The organism is Burkholderia sp. BCC0322 (genome assembly GCF_902833045.1).
In the GTDB taxonomy this organism is placed as follows: Bacteria; Pseudomonadota; Gammaproteobacteria; order Burkholderiales; family Burkholderiaceae; genus Burkholderia.
The window spans coordinates 220,749-238,025 of the sequence record NZ_CADFDU010000001.1 but is presented as its reverse complement, the minus strand read 5'-3'; the positions used below and the strand labels follow the sequence as shown (position 1 = coordinate 238,025).

At 67.3% G+C, this 17,277-nt stretch carries 17 protein-coding genes; 11 read left to right on the top strand and 6 right to left on the bottom strand.

Annotation, left to right across the window (positions count from 1 at the left end):
• Positions 1–47: 47 nt before the first annotated feature.
• The 3 genes from HWX39_RS01110 to HWX39_RS01100 are packed head-to-tail and all read left to right on the top strand — an operon-like array spanning position 48 to position 1,137.
• Positions 48–425, top strand: a complete 378-nt coding sequence (locus tag HWX39_RS01110) for a hypothetical protein (RefSeq protein ID WP_175965178.1) — start codon at positions 48–50, stop codon at positions 423–425.
• A gap of 14 nt (positions 426–439) precedes the next feature.
• Complete coding sequence (locus HWX39_RS01105; protein WP_175965177.1) at positions 440–652, top strand: hypothetical protein; 213 nt, start codon at positions 440–442, stop codon at positions 650–652.
• Positions 649–1,137, top strand: coding sequence for a hypothetical protein (locus tag HWX39_RS01100; RefSeq protein WP_175965176.1), 489 nt, complete (start codon positions 649–651; stop codon positions 1,135–1,137). Before HWX39_RS01105 ends, HWX39_RS01100 begins: the two co-directional genes overlap by 4 nt.
• 241 nt (positions 1,138–1,378) lie before the next feature.
• On the opposite strand, the gene hpnH is transcribed toward HWX39_RS01100, so the two are convergent.
• Both hpnH and ispH read right to left on the bottom strand, forming a co-directional pair.
• A complete protein-coding gene (gene hpnH / locus HWX39_RS01095; protein ID WP_175965175.1) occupies positions 1,379–2,539 on the bottom strand; it encodes an adenosyl-hopene transferase HpnH in 1,161 nt (386 codons plus the stop codon).
• Positions 2,540–2,551: 12 nt separating this feature from the next.
• Complete coding sequence (gene ispH, locus HWX39_RS01090; protein WP_089459207.1) at positions 2,552–3,493, bottom strand: 4-hydroxy-3-methylbut-2-enyl diphosphate reductase; 942 nt, start codon at positions 3,491–3,493, stop codon at positions 2,552–2,554.
• A 402-nt stretch (positions 3,494–3,895) separates the two neighbouring features.
• On the opposite strand from ispH, the gene HWX39_RS01085 reads away from it, so the two are divergent.
• A complete protein-coding gene (locus HWX39_RS01085) occupies positions 3,896–5,083 on the top strand; it encodes a glycosyltransferase (protein WP_175965174.1) in 1,188 nt (395 codons plus the stop codon).
• Between the two features lie 103 nt (positions 5,084–5,186).
• Here HWX39_RS01085 and HWX39_RS01080 read toward each other — a convergent pair whose 3' ends face one another.
• Positions 5,187–6,626, bottom strand: a complete 1,440-nt coding sequence (locus tag HWX39_RS01080; protein WP_175965173.1) for a phage tail protein — start codon at positions 6,624–6,626, stop codon at positions 5,187–5,189.
• 108 nt (positions 6,627–6,734) lie between these two features.
• A complete protein-coding gene (gene hpnA / locus HWX39_RS01075) occupies positions 6,735–7,742 on the bottom strand; it encodes a hopanoid-associated sugar epimerase (protein ID WP_059780150.1) in 1,008 nt (335 codons plus the stop codon).
• A gap of 176 nt (positions 7,743–7,918) precedes the next feature.
• Between hpnA and HWX39_RS01070 the strand changes: the two genes are divergently transcribed.
• The 3 genes from HWX39_RS01070 to HWX39_RS01060 all read left to right on the top strand — a co-directional run bounded on the left by HWX39_RS01070 (position 7,919) and on the right by HWX39_RS01060 (position 10,649).
• Positions 7,919–8,215 carry an acylphosphatase gene (locus tag HWX39_RS01070; RefSeq protein ID WP_027781702.1) on the top strand — a complete coding sequence of 99 codons (297 nt, stop codon included), beginning with the start codon at positions 7,919–7,921 and terminating at the stop codon, positions 8,213–8,215.
• A 16-nt stretch (positions 8,216–8,231) separates the two neighbouring features.
• Positions 8,232–9,131 carry an EamA family transporter RarD gene (gene rarD, locus HWX39_RS01065; protein WP_175965172.1) on the top strand — a complete coding sequence of 300 codons (900 nt, stop codon included), beginning with the start codon at positions 8,232–8,234 and terminating at the stop codon, positions 9,129–9,131.
• A 396-nt stretch (positions 9,132–9,527) separates the two neighbouring features.
• Positions 9,528–10,649: an OpgC domain-containing protein gene (locus tag HWX39_RS01060; protein WP_175965171.1), complete on the top strand. Its 1,122-nt coding sequence runs from the start codon at positions 9,528–9,530 to the stop codon at positions 10,647–10,649.
• A gap of 46 nt (positions 10,650–10,695) precedes the next feature.
• Here the strand turns inward: HWX39_RS01060 and HWX39_RS01055 are convergent, their stop codons facing one another.
• Both HWX39_RS01055 and HWX39_RS01050 read right to left on the bottom strand, forming a co-directional pair.
• Complete coding sequence (locus HWX39_RS01055; protein ID WP_175965170.1) at positions 10,696–10,902, bottom strand: hypothetical protein; 207 nt, start codon at positions 10,900–10,902, stop codon at positions 10,696–10,698.
• 116 nt (positions 10,903–11,018) lie between these two features.
• A complete protein-coding gene (locus HWX39_RS01050; protein ID WP_175965169.1) occupies positions 11,019–12,539 on the bottom strand; it encodes an oligopeptide:H+ symporter in 1,521 nt (506 codons plus the stop codon).
• A gap of 499 nt (positions 12,540–13,038) precedes the next feature.
• Between HWX39_RS01050 and HWX39_RS01045 the strand changes: the two genes are divergently transcribed.
• From HWX39_RS01045 to HWX39_RS01030, 4 genes are all read left to right on the top strand, one after another.
• Complete coding sequence (locus HWX39_RS01045) at positions 13,039–13,620, top strand: cupin domain-containing protein (protein ID WP_175952685.1); 582 nt, start codon at positions 13,039–13,041, stop codon at positions 13,618–13,620.
• 179 nt (positions 13,621–13,799) lie between these two features.
• The gene (locus HWX39_RS01040; protein WP_175965168.1) at positions 13,800–15,410 is read left to right on the top strand and encodes a peptide ABC transporter substrate-binding protein; all 1,611 of its coding nucleotides are present in this window, start codon (positions 13,800–13,802) and stop codon (positions 15,408–15,410) included.
• 11 nt (positions 15,411–15,421) lie between these two features.
• On the top strand, positions 15,422–16,360 hold the full coding sequence (locus tag HWX39_RS01035; RefSeq protein ID WP_175965167.1) for an ABC transporter permease subunit: 939 nt from the start codon (positions 15,422–15,424) through the stop codon (positions 16,358–16,360).
• A 13-nt stretch (positions 16,361–16,373) separates the two neighbouring features.
• Entirely contained in the window at positions 16,374–17,276 is a 903-nt protein-coding gene (locus HWX39_RS01030) for an ABC transporter permease subunit (RefSeq protein WP_175965166.1), read from the top strand.
• Position 17,277 lies beyond the last annotated feature (1 nt).

The following is a 17,277-nucleotide window of genomic DNA, read 5'->3' as shown; positions in this document are numbered from 1 at the left end:
GCATCGTCGAACCCGATCGATGCGGGGACAACCATCTGGAGGCCACTATGCGATCCCTCGTTCCCGTCGCTGCACTGTCCTGCGCACTCGTTGCGCTGCCCGCCGTCAGTTTTGCGCAGCCGGTCGCGCCGGACGGCGCACCGAATGCCGCCCTGTCGACCTGGTCGGCCGCGCGTGCCGAAACCGACGCGCAACTGATGCAGATGACGCGCGCCGGCTATCGCGCGACGTCGGCCGGCAACCAGAACTATCCGCTGGCGATGCAGCGTGCGCTCGAACGTGTCCACAATCCGGTGCCGGACCGGTCGCGCGAAGAGCGGGCCGAGATGGAAGCGCGCGCCGCGCGCGACGTGCAGGGCGGCCATCCGGTCAAGGCGTTCCTCGTGAAGACCGCGTACTACCTGAAGGGCGAGAACACGTTCTGATGCAGGAGACGAGCATGGCTTGCACGATCGGATTTGCCGACGTCGTGCGCGCGTCGACGCCGCACCGGCTGCCGGACGCGCGGGCGACGCAGCGACGCGATGCTGGGCACGGCACGCGGCGTCGTGCGAAGCACCCGCGCGATGCGCGCGGTGACGCCGTTGCGTGCCGCATCGCATGGCCGGCCGTCGCGGCGGCCGATGCGCCCGCAAGCGGGGGCCAGTCATGAAGGGCACCCGGAAGCACCGTCGTCACGTGCCGCTGACCCGCGAGTGGCTGCTGCCGCTGCCGCCCGTGCATGCGCGCGACATCTCGCTGAAATGCCACATGGCGCTCGTCGCGCTGCGTGGCGGGCACGGCAACGAGGCGCTGCTGATGCGCTTGCGCACGAGCGTCTACCTGGTGTTCCTGGCGCTCGACGATGCGGTGAGCGCGGACGCGGACATCGACCTGTGCGTCGACGCGGAACGTGCGCTCGATGCGGGCCTGGCGCGCGCGGCGCAAAGCGGCGCATGGATGCTGCGCGACGACGAATGCGCGGTACTCGAGCATGTGCTCGCGGCGAACGACACGTGTGTCGCGACGCTCACGCGGCATCGGCTGGCCGAGCTGTGGGAGCACGTCTGCACGTTCGCGTCGAGCGGCCAGCCGGCGCTCGTCGCGAGCGCGGCGGAGAAGATGCGCAGGCATGCGGCCGAATCGCCGGCCGCGTAGCGTCGCAGCGGTTTCGCAGGGAGGTTGGAGGAGACAGGGCCGGCCGCACCGGCGTGGCTGCGGTAATCGCGCGGCTTCGGCTTCGGTTTCGACGATCGCACGGGCCGTCGCGGCCCTACGGTGACGGCGAAACACGACGCAAAACGGCGGCCCAAAACAAAAGCGCCACGGAGCGGAACTCCGTGGCGCTTTATTTTTTCCCGCCGGCGCGGAGGCATGGCCTCCGCGCGGCGAAACGCGCTCAGGCTGCTGCTGCCGGCTTCGCCGACTTTTGCAGCTTGCCCTTGCCGGCGCGCTGGATTTCCTCGAGCTTGATCTCGACGTGACGCGAGAACACGTACTCGGCCGGACGCTGCTTGTCGATCGGAATGTCCGGAGCGAACGGGCCGTCGGTCTTGATGCCCTTGCGGCTCACGGCGAACGCCTTCAGCGGATGCGCCATCGTGTCCATCACGGCGGTCGCTTCGAAGCCGCAGTGAACCATGCAGTCCGCGCACTTCTCGTAGTTGCCGACGCCGTAGTTGTCCCAGTTCGTGTCTTCCATCAGTTCCTTGAAGGTCTTCACGTAACCTTCGCCGACCAGGTAGCACGGCTTCTGCCAGCCGAACACCGTACGCGCCGGGTTGCCCCACGGCGTGCACTTGTACGTCTGGTTGCCGGCCAGGAAGTCGAGGAACAGCGACGACTGGCTGAACGACCAGCGCTTGCCGCCTTCGCCGCGCTTCAGGATTTCGCGGAACAGGTTCTTCGTCTTGTCGCGGTTCAGGAAGTGCTGCTGATCCGGCGCGCGCTCGTACGCGTAGCCCGGCGACACGGTGATGCCGTCGACGCCGATCGGCTTGAGCGTGTCGAAGAACTTCGCGACGCGCTCGGGGATCGCATCGTTGAACAGCGTGCAGTTGATGTTCACGCGGAAGCCGCGGCGCTTCGCTTCCTTGATGGCCGCGACCGCCTTGTCGTACACGCCTTCCTGCGACACCGAGTGATCGTGCATCTGCGCGTCGCCGTCGAGGTGGACCGACCAGACGAAGTACGGGCTCGGCTGGTAGTCGTCCATCTTCTTTTCCATCAGCAGCGCGTTCGTGCAGAGGTAGACGAACTTCTTGCGCTTCATGATGCCGCGGACGATTTCCGGCATGTCCTTGTGCAGCAGCGGCTCGCCGCCTGCGATCGACACGATCGGTGCGCCGCACTCGTCGACCGCTTCCAGGCATTCCTGGACGGACAGGCGCTGGTTCAGGATGGGGTCCGGGTAATCGATCTTGCCGCAGCCGTTGCACGCGAGGTTGCAGCGGAACAGCGGCTCGAGCATCAGCGCGAGCGGATAGCGTTTGTTGCCGGACAGGTGTTGGCGCGTGATGTACGCGCCGACGCGGACTTGCTGGAGCAGCGGAATAGACAAGAGATGTCCTCCTTAAACTTCGCGGGCGACGGCTTGCGTGAGCTTCGCCGGCAGCTTGAATTCGACTTTTTCCTCTCGGCCCGCCATCGTCGTGACGTCGACGGGACCCAGCGCGCGCAGCGCGCCGATTACATCTTCGACCATCTCCTCGGGCGCGGACGCCCCGGCGGTCAGGCCCACGGTCTTCGCATTCGCGAACCATTCGGCCTTTACTTCCGAACCGTCGGCGACGAGGTAGCTCGGCACACCGCTTTCGGTGCCGATCTCGCGCAGGCGGTTCGAGTTCGAGCTGTTCGTCGCACCGACCACGAGCAGCACGTCGACCTGCTCGCTCAGTTCGCGCACGGCGGCCTGGCGATTTTGCGTCGCGTAGCAGATGTCTCGCGTGTCCGGGCCGACGAGGTCGGTGAACCGGCGCTGCAGCGCTTCGATGATGCCGCGCGTATCGTCGACCGACAGCGTGGTCTGCGTGATGTACGCAACCGGCGTATCGACAGGCAGCGTCAGCGTATCGACTTCGGCTTCGCTCTGCACGAGGATCACCTCGGCCGGAATCTGGCCGATCGTACCCTCGACTTCCGGGTGGCCCGCATGGCCGATCAGGATCAGCCGGCGGCCCGCCGCGACATATTGGCGACCCTGCACGTGCACTTTCGTGACGAGCGGGCAGGTGGCGTCGAGCACGTCGAGCCCGCGCGTTTGCGCATCGCGCTCGACCGTCTGGGCGACACCGTGCGCGCTGAAGATCGCGACAGCGCCGTGAGGCACCTCGTCGAGCTCCTCAACGAATCGTGCCCCTTTATTACGCAGATTTTCGACGACATGCCGGTTATGCACGATCTCATGACGCACATAGACCGGCGCACCGTGCTGTTGCAGCGCGCGATCGACGATCTCGATCGCACGGACAACCCCCGCACAAAAGCCGCGAGGCTGGGCAAGGATGACTCGCATAGGTGAGCGAACTCCGACGACAGACGCCGAGGTTCGAGGAGCTGGCACTCGCTCGCTCGCCCCGGCTTGATGTTATGAAGGCAGGAACGAACCGGCCGGCCAGGCCCCGGAACCCCGAATTAATCGCGCATTTTAACCTCATCGGCAAGTCCTTGCTTCGGTGCTGTATCTGGCGTGTTGCATTTGCGGGAGAGCCGCGTCGGCGCTGGCGCGCGCGGAACCCAGTAAACTATGCGGTTTCGCGGGCAGCCGCTCCGGCTGCCTGGCGTCGCGCTCATTTCAAGGCCATTCGATGACCGTCGATTCTTACGCGTATTGCCCGGCCGCCCGTGCGGTTTCGGGCGTTTTGTTCCTGACCCTGATTGATTGTGCCGATGCCGGCGCCCGACAGGAGGCGTGCCGATGATGCTGGTTCTCGCTTTTCTGGCGTCCGGCCTGTCGCTGATGATCTGGATCGTGCTGCTCGTCGCGCGCGGCGGCTTCTGGCGCGCGGTGCCCGCGCGGCCGCTGCCGCCCGAGGCGCGCGGCGCGGCGGCCGAGGCCGGCTGGCCGGCCGTCGTCGCGGTCGTGCCGGCACGCAACGAGGCCGACGTGATCGCCCGGGCGGCGACTTCGCTGCTCGAGCAGGATTACCCGGGCGATTTTCATCTGATCATTGTCGATGACCACAGCGACGACGGTACCGCCGACGCGGCCCGGGCGGCCGCGCTCGCGATCAACCGCGCCGACCGGCTGACGGTGCTGGCCGCGAAGCCGCTGCCGGCCGGCTGGTCGGGCAAGGTGTGGGCGCAGTCGCAGGGGATCGCCGCGGTGCAGACGCTCGGCCTGGCGGCCGACTACCTGTTGCTGACGGATGCCGACATCGGCCACCCGCCCGACGCGGTCGCGCAACTCGTCACGCGCGCGCAGGCCGAGCACCGCGATCTCGTCTCGCTGATGGTGCGGCTGCGCTGCGATTCGTTCTGGGAAAAGGCGCTGATCCCGGCGTTCGTGTTCTTCTTCGCGAAGCTCTACCCGTTCTCGTGGATCAACAATCCGCGCAACCGGACGGCCGGCGCCGCGGGCGGCTGCATGCTCGTCAAGCGCACGGCGCTCGAGGAAGCGGGCGGGATCGAGTCGATCCGCGGCGCGCTGATCGACGACTGCAGCCTCGCCGCGCAGATCAAGCATCGCGGCGAAGGCCGCCATCCGATCCGGCTCGACCTGGCCGACCGCAGCGTATCGCTGCGCCCGTACGACAGCTGGCGCGACATCTGGAACATGATCGCGCGCACGGCGTTCACGCAGTTGCACTATTCGCCGCTGCTGCTGGCCGGCACGCTGCTCGGGATGACGATCATCTATCTCGTGCCGCCCGCAGCCGCGCTCGCGTACGGCGCGCGAGCATGGCCCGCGTGGCTCGCGTGGGCGTCGATGTGCGCCGCATATGCGCCGATGCTGCGCTACTACCGGCGCTCGCCGCTGTGGGCGCCGGCGCTGCCGCTCGTCGCGCTGTTCTACGTCGGTGCGACGTTCGCGTCCGCGTGGCGTTACTGGCGCGGCAAGGGCGGCCAGTGGAAGGCGCGCGTGCAGGCGCCGGTGGATCGCTGAGCGTTGCCCGGGAGGCGTGCCACCCGCCAGCCGGAAAGCAAACAGCCCGATCGGTGGAAACCGGTCGGGCTGTTTCGTTTTCGGCGGTGCGGCCTGCCGGTGCCTAGCGCTGCGTCAGCATCATGTACATCTGGACCACGACGTCCGGCGAGAACGTGAACGGCACCCAGCCGTAGCCCGTGTGGCGGGCCACCAGCAGGCGGTCGCCGTTCGTCTGCTTCTGCACGGCCATCATCGGATTCTTCGTCGTCACGAAGCGCCATCCGGCCGGGATGCCGGGCGGCGGCTCCGGCTGCATCGACGCGCGCGCATGCGCGAGTTCCTCGATCAGCTGGCCCAGTTGCTCCGGATGCAGCGTGATCGATTCGCCGTTGATGGTCAGCGTGAGTTCGTTCTGCGACGGACGCGCCACGTGCAGCGTCGATTTGTCGGTCGGGGCCGGGGTGGCCGCGTCGGCTTTGGCTTCAACCGGCGTGTCGGCTTGCGCCGTCGCGACGATGGCCGTTTCGGCATCGGCCGTCGAATCCACCGTTTCGGCCGTAGCCGGCGCGATCACGGCCGGATCCGCGGCCGGCGCGTCGGCCGGTGCAGGTTCGACGACTTCGGCCGCCACGGCCGGGGCGGCGACCGCGTGGGTCGCGGCTTCCTTGACGACGGCCTCGACCAGCGCCTCGGCGTCGGCGACGGCCTTCGCGTGGTGCTGCGCAGCCGCTTCGGCTTGTGCGATCGCCTCGGTATGACGCTGCGCGACGGCCTCGGCCTGCGCGGTGGCGTCGGCGTGGCGCTGCGCGGCCGCCTCGGCCTGCGCGATCGCTTCGGCATGGCGTTGCGTGACGGCTTCGGCCTCGGCGGTCGCGTCGGCATGACGCTGCGCGGCGGCCTGCGTTTCCGCGATCGCCTGCATGTGCTGCTGCGCGAGCGCTTCGGCTTCCGCGATCGCAGCCTTGTGGCGTTGCGCAGCGGCTTCGGCGTCGGCGATCGCAGCCGTGTGGCGCTGCGCGGCGGCTTCGGCTTCGGCAGTCGCTTGCGCGTGACGCTTCGCGGCGGCCTCGGCTTCGGCGGTCGCGGCCGCATGGCGCTGCGCGGCCGCATCGGCTTCGGTCGCGGCGGCGTGATGGCGCTGCGCGGCGGCTTCGGCTTCGGCGATCGCCGCTGCGTGTCGTTGCGATGCGGCTTCGGCATCCGCGTGACGTTGCGCGAGCGCTTCGGTCAGTGCGGTGGCTTCCGTATGGCGCTGCGCGGCGGCTTCGGCCTGCGCGGCGGCATCCGTATGACGGTGGACGGCGGCTTCGGCGGCGGCGGTGGCTTCCGCGTGGCGCTGTTGCGCGGCTTCGGCCTCGGCGGCTGCCGCCGTGTGGCGTTCTGCGGCGGCCCGCGCTTCGGCTTCCGCGGCGGCGTGACGTTGCGCGGCGGCCTGGGCTTCGGCTGCCGCGGCGCGCGCGAAGGCTTCCGCGCTGCGGGCCGCCTGCTGCGCGGCGTGGTGATCGTGGAGGAGCTGATCGACGCCCGCGTTGAGCGAATCGATCTGATCGTTCAGGTTCATGCGTGTCTTCTCTGCGTAAGACCCGCGATTTTACCCGCTGCGCCGGTAGCGGGCCGCGCGGGACGTGTAACAAAGTGCGCAAAGCGGCGGGAAGCGCGCCGCTTTGTGTTACTTCAGGTAGCCTGCGGCGCCGAACCAGTCGAGCGCATCGCGCAGCCCTTCGCGGTACGGGCGCGCACGGTAGCCGAGTTCGCGCTCGGCCTTCGCGGACGTGAAATACATCTTGTTCTTCGACATCCGCAGCCCGTCCACGGTGACGAACGGCTCCTTCTTCGTGAATTTCGCGACCGCTTCGGCGCCGACCGCGAGCGGGTACAGCGGCCAGCGCGGCAGCGCGATCGTCGGCGCCTTGCGGCCCGTCATCTGCGCGATGTCCGCGAGCATCTGCTGCAGCGGCAGGTTCTCGCCGCCGAGGATGTAGCGCTCGCCGATCCGGCCGCGCTCGAGCGCGAGGAAGTGGCCGTGCGCGACGTCGTCGACGTGCACGAGGTTCAGCCCCGTGTCGACGAACGCGGGAATCTTGCCGAGCGCGGCCTCGACGATGATGCGGCCGGTCGGCGTCGGCTTCACGTCGCGCGGGCCGATCGGCGTCGACGGATTGACGATCACGGCCGGCAGCCCTTCGTCGGCGATCATCCGCTCGACCGCGCGTTCCGCGAGCACCTTGCTGCGCTTGTAGACACCGATCGCCTGCTCGGCCGTGAGCGGCCGGTTTTCGTCGGACGGGTCGCCCGCGCTCGTCACCTTCAGCGTCGCGACGCTGCTCGTGTAGACGATCCGCTCGACGCCTTCGGCGCGCGCCGCGCGCATCGTCGCGACCGCGCCCTCGAGGTTCGCACGCTCGATCTCGTCGGGATCGGGCGCCCACAGCCGGTAGTCGGCCGCCACGTGCAGCAGGTAGCGCACGCCGCGCAGCGCGGCGCGCATCGACGCCTCGTCGCGCATGTCGCCGGTGACGATCTCGGCGTCGAGGTCCGCCACGTTCGTGCGCGGGCTGGTCGGGCGCACGAGCACGCGCACCGCATAGCCTTTCTGCTGCGCAATGCGTGCGACGGCCGAGCCGACGAAACCGGACGCGCCGGTGACGAGAACGAGATCGCGGGAGGTATCAGTCATGCGTTTCCTTCAGGGCCGCGCGCGAGCGGCGCGGCGGTTGAGCACGGGCGAGATTGTACGTGGTCGGCGCGCGCGGCGACGCGAGGCCGTGACCGCGGCGAACAGGCTCCGGCCCGTGTGCGAAGCGGCCGACGCGACTACAATGCCGGGCTTGAATGCAACGGGAGGGCGACGCGATGAGCCGCAATGAACTGGACGAACGGATCGAGACCTACTACGTGCGGGTGCGCGGCGTCGTGCAGGGCGTCGGCTTCCGTCATGCGACGGTGCGCGAGGCGCATGCGCTGAAGCTGCGCGGCTGGGTCGCGAATCTCGAGGACGGTACCGTCGAGGCGATGATCCAGGGCCCCGGCGCGCAGATCGACCGGATGCTCGCGTGGCTGCGCCACGGGCCGCCGGCCGCGCGCGTGACCGAAGTGACGTTCGAGGAGCGCCGGACCGAACGACGCTTCGAGCGCTTCCAGCAGCAGTAAGCGGCGCGGAACGATCATGACGGGGTATCCGGAGGCCGGGCGCGGCCTCATGCTGTCGGTGACGGCGTCGATGCTGTTCGCGCTGATGTCCGCCTACGCGAAACTGCTCGCGCCGCTCACCGGGCTCGACATCTTCGCGTGGCGCGTGTTGTGGACCGCACCGGGCGCGCTCGCGCTGATCGCGCTGCGCGACCGCTTGCCCGCGCTCGTCGACCTCCTTCGGCGCAGCGTGCGCGACTGGCGTCTGCTGCTTGCGCTGCCCGTGAGCGCCGCGCTGCTCGGCGTGCAGTTGTGGCTGTTCCTGTGGGCGCCGCTGCACGGCCGCATGCTCGAAGTGTCGCTCGGCTATTTCCTGCTGCCGCTGACGATGGTGCTCGTCGGCCGCTTCTACTATCACGAACGGCTCGATCCGCTGCAATGGGCGGCGGTCGCGTGTGCCGCGCTCGGCGTCGCGCACGAAGTGTGGGCGACGCGCGCGTTCGCGTGGCCGACGCTCGTCGTCGCGCTCGGCTATCCGCCGTATTTCGTGCTGCGCCGGAGGATCAACGCCGATTCGCTCGCCGCGTTCGCGATCGAGATCGCGCTGCTCTGCCCGATCGCGTTCGCGATGGTCGTGACGAGCGAGACGCGCGTCGCGGGCCACCCGGTGCTGTGGGCTGCGCTGCTGCCGGGCCTCGGCGTGCTCAGCACGCTCGCGCTTGCGAGCTACCTGAAGGCGAGCCGGATGTTGCCGATGGCGCTGTTCGGTATTCTCGGCTACGTCGAACCGGTGCTGCTCGTCGTGGTGTCGCTGCTGCTGCTCGGCGAAACGCTGAGCGTCGCGAAGCTCGCGACGTATGGGCCGATCTGGGTCGCCGTTGCGCTGACCGCGTGGCATAGCGCCATGCTGATGCGGCGCCTGCCGGCGCGCAGATAAACGTTGATCGCGATGCCGCTGCCGCGTGCCACGTGCCGCGTCGGGCATCGCAAAACCACGCCGCCGCAGCGGTCGAATCCATCGATGCTGGCCGCAAACTGGCGTCGCGCTGACGCGAGTCTGGCAACGCCGCCTGCTTTGCCCCACAAGGCTCGCGCCCGTAATCGAACAGAAGATTCGGTTGCACTTTGTTACTTAGGGTCTGCCCGGATCGGCCACTAGACTGGCCTCACCGACCCCCTTCGTATGCAGCCTTTCGATGAACGGTCATCTCCGTGCCCGGCCGGCCGGGCTGGCGCGATGCGGGCATCTGCGTATCGCCGCCGATCACGCTCGCCGCCTTCTCCCCGATTCATTTTCCGGTGCGTGCCGCACCGTTGTCGTGCAGGTGCGCTCATGTCGTTGAGCGGGCTGCCCGCCACGGTTCAGCCGTCGCGCAGCGGCCGCCTGATTGAAGTCGATTTCTTCCGCGGGCTCGTGCTGTTGATGATCGTCGTCGATCACATCGGCGCAAGCGTGCTGTCGCGCGTCACGCTGCACGCATTCGCGCTGTGCGATGCGGCCGAGGTCTTCGTCTTTCTCGGCGGCTTCGCGACCGCGAGCGCCTATGGCGCGATTGCCGAGCGACACGGCGCCCGCGCGGCGCAAAAGCGGTTCGTGCGCCGCGCGATGCAGATCTACCGCGCGTTTCTCGCGACCTCGACGCTGATGCTCGTCGTGTCGGCCGTGCTCGACCACTACGGGATCGATGCGCCGAACCTCGCGCTCGACGACGTCAGCGTGATGCTCGCCTCGCCGCTCACGGGCCTCGCCGAGCTGCTGACGTTCCAGCGCCAGCCCTATCTCGCGTCGGTGCTGCCGATGTATGTGCTGTTCGCGCTCGCGTCGCCGGTGCTCGTGCCGTTCGCGCGCCGGCATCCGTGGCTGCTGGTTGCGCTCAGCGTTGCTTCTTGGCTGGCGGCGGGCTGGCTCGGCCCCGAGCTGCTGGATACCGACGGGTTCCGCTGGAGTTTCAATCCGTTCGCATGGCAACTGATGTTCGTCGCCGGGGTGCTCGCGCGCTGCCAGCCGTTCTACCGGCGCATCGCGCTCGGGCGCTGGGGGGCAGCTGCGACCGGGCTCGCGTGCGCGGTCGTGCTCGGCTGCGCGAGCTACAAGCTGTTCTCGGGGCTGCCGCTGCCGGAAGGCGTGTTCAAGCGCGACCTCGCGCTGCCGCGCGTCGTGAGCTTCGCGGCCATCGCGTGGCTGATGGCCGACTGCGTGCGTTTCGGCTGGATCGCGCGGATCGCGCAGGGCGTGCGGCCCGTCGTGGCCGTGGGCCAGCGCGGGCTGATCTGCTTCGTCGCGGGCGCGGCGATCTCGCTCGTCATCGATTCGCTGTTGCATCCGGTCGTGCGGAGCGCCGATCTGCGGCATGTCGGCGTGGGCCTCGCGGCCGACGCGTGCGCGCTCGGGCTGATGATGGCCGTGGCCGGTTCGGGTACGTGGATCGCGCGGTGGCGCAGCGCGGCCGCATGAGCGGCGCGGGAGGCGGCGCGTGCGGCACGGAGTGTGCCGCGCGGCGTCAGTGAGGTGAGCCGATACGGGAGCGGGGAACGGCGGTGGCGTCGTCGGATTCGGCGTCGTCGCGTTCGTCGGGCGCCGGATCGTCTTGTTCCGCGAGTACTGCGTCGGCTTCGGCTGCCGCCCGGGCGGCGCGCAGTGCGGTGCATCGCTGCGCGTACCGGATGTCCGACAGTATCCTCAGTATCCTCGTGGTCTTGCTTTTCATGGTCTTCTCCCGCCAGTGCGCATCGCGGCGGATGCACTGCTTGCAACCAGTGTAGGACGCAATCGCGCAACCGGCGGGAGAATGTGGCGTGCACGCAGCACGCCGAGGGATAGTCCTTACTGAGCCGCGGCGACGCCCTGCGCCTGCAGCGCTTCTTCGCGGCGCTCTTCTGCACAACGCTGGTGCTGACGCGACAGGCGGTTCATCAGCGGCAGAAGCAGCAGCGCGAGCAGCATGCCGATCGCGGCGAGCCAGCCGAGCTTCTCGAACAGCGACAGGTACAGCGGCAGCGATTCGGTGGCCGGCAGTTCGTGCGACGGCATCTGCGCGAAGTTCGCGACGACGCTGCCCAGGTACTGCGACACACCCGTCGCGACGAAGTACGCACCCATCATGAAGCCGCTCATGCGCGCCGGCACGTAGCGGGCGATCATCGCGAGGCCGAGGCCGCTCACCAGCAGTTCGCCGAGCGAGTAGAGGCCGTAGCCCCACACCATGAACCACGACGACACGCGGCCGTCGACCGCGTAGCGGCCGCTGATCGTGAACACCAGGTAGCCCGCAGCCACTGCGCCGAAGCCGAGCGCGTATTTCGCGGCGACCGGCAGGTCACGGCCGCCCTTCGCGACGGCGTTGTAGACCCACACGAGCACCGGGCTCAGCAGCATGATCCAGATCGGGTTCAGCGCCTGGAACTGCGCGGCGCTCCACGTGAACAGCGTCGTGCCGAACAGCATGAAGCGCGGATCGACGTTGCGCAGCGCGAACAGCGTCAGCGACGTCGACATCTGCACGTAGAAGATGAAGAACAGGATCACCTGGCCGATCAGCACGAGTGCCGCGATCAGGCCCGCGCGCTCCGAGCGCTCCGACTTCGCGATCATGTATGCGAAGATCGCGAGGATCGCGAATGCTGCCGTCCACACGCTGGCGACCGCGAGCTGCTTGTGCTGCAGCACGTACAGCGTGATCAGCGCGAGCCCGACGCCGCCCAGCGCGACCGCGCCGAGGCGCTTCCAGCGGATCGGCTGCTCGTCCGGCAGCGAGCCGACGTGCGCGAGCGTGCGATGCATCAGCATGAAGTTGAGGATCGCGAGCAGCATGCCGCCGCAGCAGACGGCGAACGCGGTGTGCCAGCCCCAGTGATCCTTGATCCACGGCGTCGCGAGCATCGACACCGTCGAGCCGATGTTGACTGCCATGTAGTAGATCGTGAACGCGCTGTCGATGCGCGCGTCGTCGCCTTCATAGATGCGGCGCACGAGGTTGGCCGCGTTGGCCTTGAACAGGCCGTTGCCGACGACGATCACGCCGAGCGACGCGTACATGTACGTCAGCTGATCGTTCGGTACCGACAGCATCAGGTAGCCGGTGCACAGCACGGCCGCGCCGATGATCATCGTGCGGCGGGCGCCGAGCACCTTGTCGCCGATCCAGCCGCCGATCGACGGCGCCGCATAGACGAGTGCGGTGAACGCGCCCCAGGTCAGGTTCGCATGGCTGTCGGTGAAACCGAGCCGGTCGACCATGAAGAGGACCAGGAGCGCGGCCATGCCGTAGTAGCCGAAGCGCTCCCACATTTCGATGAGGAAGACCGTCGTGAACGATCGGGTTTGTGAAACAGGTGGTTGCATCATCAATCTCGTTTGAAACGGACGGCACGGATCGCGCGTCGTCTAGGGGTCGAACTGGCGCCGGTGCACAATGGGCCGGGTAGGCTTCGTGCTGGCGATGGAACAGTCGGGCGGTTAGCCCGGGCCGGGGTCTGACTCCGCCTGGTGTGGCGGGGAGGGGCCCCGACCGGCGCGCGCATGGTAACGGCTGCCGGTCCGGTGCGTCACGTATCTGCCACTTAGGGAAACTCCCAATGCGGCAGCAGCTTTCAGGAACATTCGTCTCATCATCTATTTGTAAGCTTTCGTGCCGGCCCTCCGAAGATTCCCGGAGAGCCGCTTGCAGCTTGCCTGTGAAGCCGGCGAGTCTGGCAAGATAGCGCGTCATTTCGCTCGCTTCGTGTCCCGTTTAGTGCACCGGGCTCAACACCGAAGACGTGGGCGAACCCGAAGACTAAGCTATATCGTTCTAACTTAGTTATTTTCCATCAAACATTTTTTGACGACTACTTTTCGGCCTGCTATGGTTCCCCCCACTGAAAACTCGCGGTCGGCAGACGCTCCCGCCGCTCTGGGCAGCAAGATTCGCGCGTTGCGCCAACGACTCAAGCGCACGCTCGACGACACCGCTACCGCCGCGGGGATTTCGAAGCCGTTTCTGTCTCAAGTCGAACGCGGGCTCGCGTCGCCGTCGCTGACATCGTTGGCCGGTATCGCGCACGCGCTCGGTGTGACGGTGCAGTACTTTGTGGATACGCCGAGCGAGGAACGCTCGGTTTGCCGCGGCGAGCAGTTGCGCTTCTTCGGGTTTGCCGATTCGGCGAACCTGTTCGCGAGGCTGACGAACGTATCCGAAGGGCGCCAGCTGGAGGCGATCCTCGTGAGGATGCCGCCGGGGCAGAAGCGGTCTGAGGTGACGACACATGCAGGAGAGGAGTTCCTGTATGTGATTGAAGGGGAAGTGTCGCTGACGCTGGAAGGCAAGACATTCGTCCTGCAGGCCGGTGACAGCTCGCATTATCAGTCGACGGTCCCGCATAGCTGGGTCAACACCGCGAAGATCGAGTCGGTGGTGGTCTGGGTGGGTACGCCAAGGCTGTTCTAACGCACAGGTATTCCTTCGTTTCGAAGACGGAATGCCTGTCGAAAGAAACGTAAGGAATACTAATATGCAATACGAGAATCACGGGCCTCCTCAATCGCTGCGCCCGTCAGCGTCTCAAGCGTAATCCGCGGCATCCGCCGCGCGACGCTCACCGAACAACCCTTCTCAAGACTGCCACGATGAAATCCTTGCATGCCATGTCGGCCGTGCTGGCCGCGCTCGCCCTGACGCCTGCCGCCCACGCCGTTACCGTTCCGTCGAACGTCGTGCTCGCTCCTCAACAGGACCTGACGCGACAGGTGCCCGCCGAAGTCGAGTCGCTCGACCCCGCGCACATCGAGTCATGGACCGGCAACACGATCGGCCTCGACCTGTTCGAAGGGCTGGCCCGCATCGATGCGGCCGGCCAGGTCGTGCCGGGCGTCGCGCTCTCGTGGGAGCGAAAGACGCCGCAGACGTGGATCTTCAAGCTTCGCCACGACGCGAAGTGGAGCAACGGCCAGCCGGTGACGGCCGCCGATTTCGTCTATGCGTGGCAGCGCCTCGTCGATCCGAAGACGGGCTCGAAATACACGATCCTCGTCGAGTTCGTGAAGAACTCGAAGGACATCATCGCCGGCAAGGCCGCGCCGTCGACGCTCGGCGTGCGTGCGATCGACCCGTACACGCTCGAGGTGACGACCGACGTGCCGGTCGCGTTCTTCCCGGAGCTGACCGCGATGGTGCCGCTCGCCCCGGTGAACAAGGACACGGTGACGAAGCTCGGCGACGCGTGGACGCGCCCGGGGAACATCGTCAGCAACGGCCCGTTCCAGCTGGTCGACTGGCAGCCGAACAACCGTATCGTGATCTCGAAGGACGCGAAGTACTGGAACGCGCCGAAGGTCGTGATCAACAAGGTCACGTACCTGCCGATCGAAAGCGACGAGACCGCGATGCGCATGTACCAGGCCGGCCAGATCGACTACAGCTACTCGATTCCGTCGGGGATCTTCCAGCAGGTCAGCAAGCAGTTCGGCGGCGAACTGCGCCAGGGCCTGCAGCTCGCGACGTACTACTACTACCTGAACAACAACGATCCGGCGCTGAAGGACAAGCGCGTGCGCCAGGCGCTGTCGATGGTGCTCGATCGCGACGTGCTGACCTCGAAGCTCACGCAGGCCGGCGAAAAGCCGATGTACGGGCTGATGCCGAACGGCACGAAGGGCGTGCAGCCGTTCACGCCGGACTGGGCGTCGTGGCCGATGGCCAAGCGCGTCGACTACGCGAAGAACCTGCTGAAGCAGGCCGGCTACTCGGATGCGAAGCCGCTGTCGTTTACGCTGACCTACAACACCAACGACCTGCACAAGAAGGTTGCGTTGTTCGCCGCGTCGGAATGGCGCACGAAGCTCGGCATCAACACCAAGCTCGAGAACGTCGAGTTCAAGGTGCTGATGAAGGAGCGGCATGACGGCAAGGTGCAGATCGCGCGCGACGGCTGGTTCGCCGACTACAACGACGCGATGACGTTCTTCGACCTGCTGCGTTGCGGCAGCGCGCAGAACACCGTCGGCTACTGCAACAAGCAGGCCGATGCGCTCGTCGACGAAGGCAACCAGAAGCTCGACGACAAGGCGCGTGCCGCGCTGCTCACGCAGGCACACGACCTCGCGCTGAACGACACGCCGATGGTGCCGCTGTTCCAGTACTCGGCAGACCGCCTCGTGAAGCCCTATGTGGGCGGCTACTCGCTGAAGAACGTGATCGACATGCGTGCTTCGCAGGACATGTACCTGATCAAGCACTGAGCGGAGCAATCATGCTGGCCTACGCACTGAGACGCACGTTGTGGGCGGTGCCGACGATCCTCGCGGTCGTCACCGTCTGCTACCTGCTGCTGCACTTCACGCCCGGCGGCCCGTTCGATACGGAGAAGCAGCTTTCCGCGGCAACGCTCGCGAACCTGAACGCGAAGTACCACCTCGACCAGCCGCTGTGGAAGCAGTACCTGCTGTATCTCGACGCGCTGCTGCACGGCGATCTCGGTCCGTCGTTCCGCTATGTCGACTGGTCCGTGAACGATCTCGTGCGCAAGGCGCTGCCGGTGAGCCTCGGCGTAGGCGGCGTGTCGATCCCGATCTCGATCGGGTTCGGCGTGCTGCTCGGCACCGTCGCGGCCGTGCGCCGCGACAGCTTCATCGACCGCGTCGTGATGCTGATCGGCAACGTCGGCAACGTCGTGCCGCCGTTCGTGCTCGGCCCGGTGCTCGTGTGGATCTTCGCGATCCTGCTGAAGACCTCGGCCGGCAACGGCTGGCTGCCGGCGGGCGGCTGGGGTGACGGCGGCTGGCAATACCGGCTGCTGCCGATCGTGCTGCTGACCTTCATCAACATGTCGCTGCTCGCCCGCGTGATGCGCGGCTCGATGATCGAGACGCTGTCGAGCAATTACATCCGCACCGCGCGCGCGAAGGGCCTGCCGGGCTCGACGATCGTGCTGCGCCACGCGCTGAAGCCCGCGCTGATGCCGGTCGTATCGCTGTTCGGCACGGTCTGCATCTCGTCGATCACGGCGGCCGTCGTCACCGAATCGGTGTTCGCGCTGCCGGGGCTCGGGCAGCTCGTCGTGAACGGCGCCATCAACCGCGACTACACGCTGGTGCTCGGCCTCGTCGTGCTGACGACCGTCTGCGCGGTGCTGTTCAACCTGCTGGTCGACCTCGCGTACGCGTGGCTCGATCCGCGCATCCGTTATTGAGCGAGGCACAGCGATGACTCCGACTACTCCTGTCGTCGGCCTGCCCGTGCAGACCGACTCGCCGCCGCGTTCGCGCTCGCCGCTCGCGCTTGCGATGGCGCGCTTCCTTCACAACCGTGCGGCCGTGTTCAGCCTCGTGCTGCTCGCGCTGATCACGCTCGCATGCTTTGTCGGCCCGTGGCTGCTCGCGGCCGACCCCGCCGCGAGCGATTGGGGCTCGATCAGCCTGCCGCCGACCTGGGCGAACCAGCACTGGCTCGGCACCGACGAGCTCGGCCGCGACCTGCTGGTGCGTACGCTGATCGGCGGCCGCGTGTCGATCGAGGTCGGCGTGCTCGGCACGCTCGTGTCGGGCCTGTTCGGCGTCGCATGGGGCGCCACCGCGGGCTTCGCGGGCGGCCGAGTCGACTCCGTGATGATGCGTATCGTCGACATGATGTATGCGATCCCGTACCTGCTGATCGCGATCCTGATGATGACCCTGTTCGGCCGCTCGTTCATGCTGGTCGTGCTGACCATCAGCGCGTTCTCGTGGATCGACATGGCGCGTGTCGTGCGCGGCCAGACGCTGTCGCTGCGCAGCCGCGAGTTCGTCGATGCGGCGCGCGCGATCGGCGTGACGCCGACGTCGATCGTGCTGCGTCACATCGTGCCGAACCTGCTCGGCGTGGTCGTTGTATATGCAACTGTTTCGGTGCCGGGCATCGTGCTGACCGAATCGGTGCTGTCGTTCCTCGGCCTTGGCGTGCAGGAGCCGATGACGAGCTGGGGCGTGCTGATCCAGGACGGCGCGCAGAAACTGGAATCGATGCCGTGGCTGCTGCTGGCTCCGGCCGTCATGCTGTGCGTGACGCTCTACTGCGTGAACTTCGTCGGCGATGGCCTGCGTGACGCGCTCGACCCGAAGGATCGCTGAA

Coding starts and splice junctions, on each gene's coding strand:
- HWX39_RS01100 (WP_175965176.1), top strand. CDS start 649: ATGAAGGGCACCCGGAAGCACCGTCGTCACGTGCCGCTGACCCGCGAG.
- HWX39_RS01110 (WP_175965178.1), top strand. CDS start 48: ATGCGATCCCTCGTTCCCGTCGCTGCACTGTCCTGCGCACTCGTTGCG.
- rarD (WP_175965172.1), top strand. CDS start 8,232: ATGACGGGGTATCCGGAGGCCGGGCGCGGCCTCATGCTGTCGGTGACG.
- HWX39_RS01085 (WP_175965174.1), top strand. CDS start 3,896: ATGATGCTGGTTCTCGCTTTTCTGGCGTCCGGCCTGTCGCTGATGATC.
- HWX39_RS01055 (WP_175965170.1), bottom strand. CDS start 10,902: ATGAAAAGCAAGACCACGAGGATACTGAGGATACTGTCGGACATCCGG.
- hpnA (WP_059780150.1), bottom strand. CDS start 7,742: ATGACTGATACCTCCCGCGATCTCGTTCTCGTCACCGGCGCGTCCGGT.
- ispH (WP_089459207.1), bottom strand. CDS start 3,493: ATGCGAGTCATCCTTGCCCAGCCTCGCGGCTTTTGTGCGGGGGTTGTC.
- HWX39_RS01060 (WP_175965171.1), top strand. CDS start 9,528: ATGTCGTTGAGCGGGCTGCCCGCCACGGTTCAGCCGTCGCGCAGCGGC.
- HWX39_RS01050 (WP_175965169.1), bottom strand. CDS start 12,539: ATGATGCAACCACCTGTTTCACAAACCCGATCGTTCACGACGGTCTTC.
- HWX39_RS01080 (WP_175965173.1), bottom strand. CDS start 6,626: ATGAACCTGAACGATCAGATCGATTCGCTCAACGCGGGCGTCGATCAG.
- HWX39_RS01045 (WP_175952685.1), top strand. CDS start 13,039: ATGGTTCCCCCCACTGAAAACTCGCGGTCGGCAGACGCTCCCGCCGCT.
- HWX39_RS01105 (WP_175965177.1), top strand. CDS start 440: ATGGCTTGCACGATCGGATTTGCCGACGTCGTGCGCGCGTCGACGCCG.
- HWX39_RS01040 (WP_175965168.1), top strand. CDS start 13,800: ATGAAATCCTTGCATGCCATGTCGGCCGTGCTGGCCGCGCTCGCCCTG.
- HWX39_RS01030 (WP_175965166.1), top strand. CDS start 16,374: ATGACTCCGACTACTCCTGTCGTCGGCCTGCCCGTGCAGACCGACTCG.
- HWX39_RS01035 (WP_175965167.1), top strand. CDS start 15,422: ATGCTGGCCTACGCACTGAGACGCACGTTGTGGGCGGTGCCGACGATC.
- HWX39_RS01070 (WP_027781702.1), top strand. CDS start 7,919: ATGAGCCGCAATGAACTGGACGAACGGATCGAGACCTACTACGTGCGG.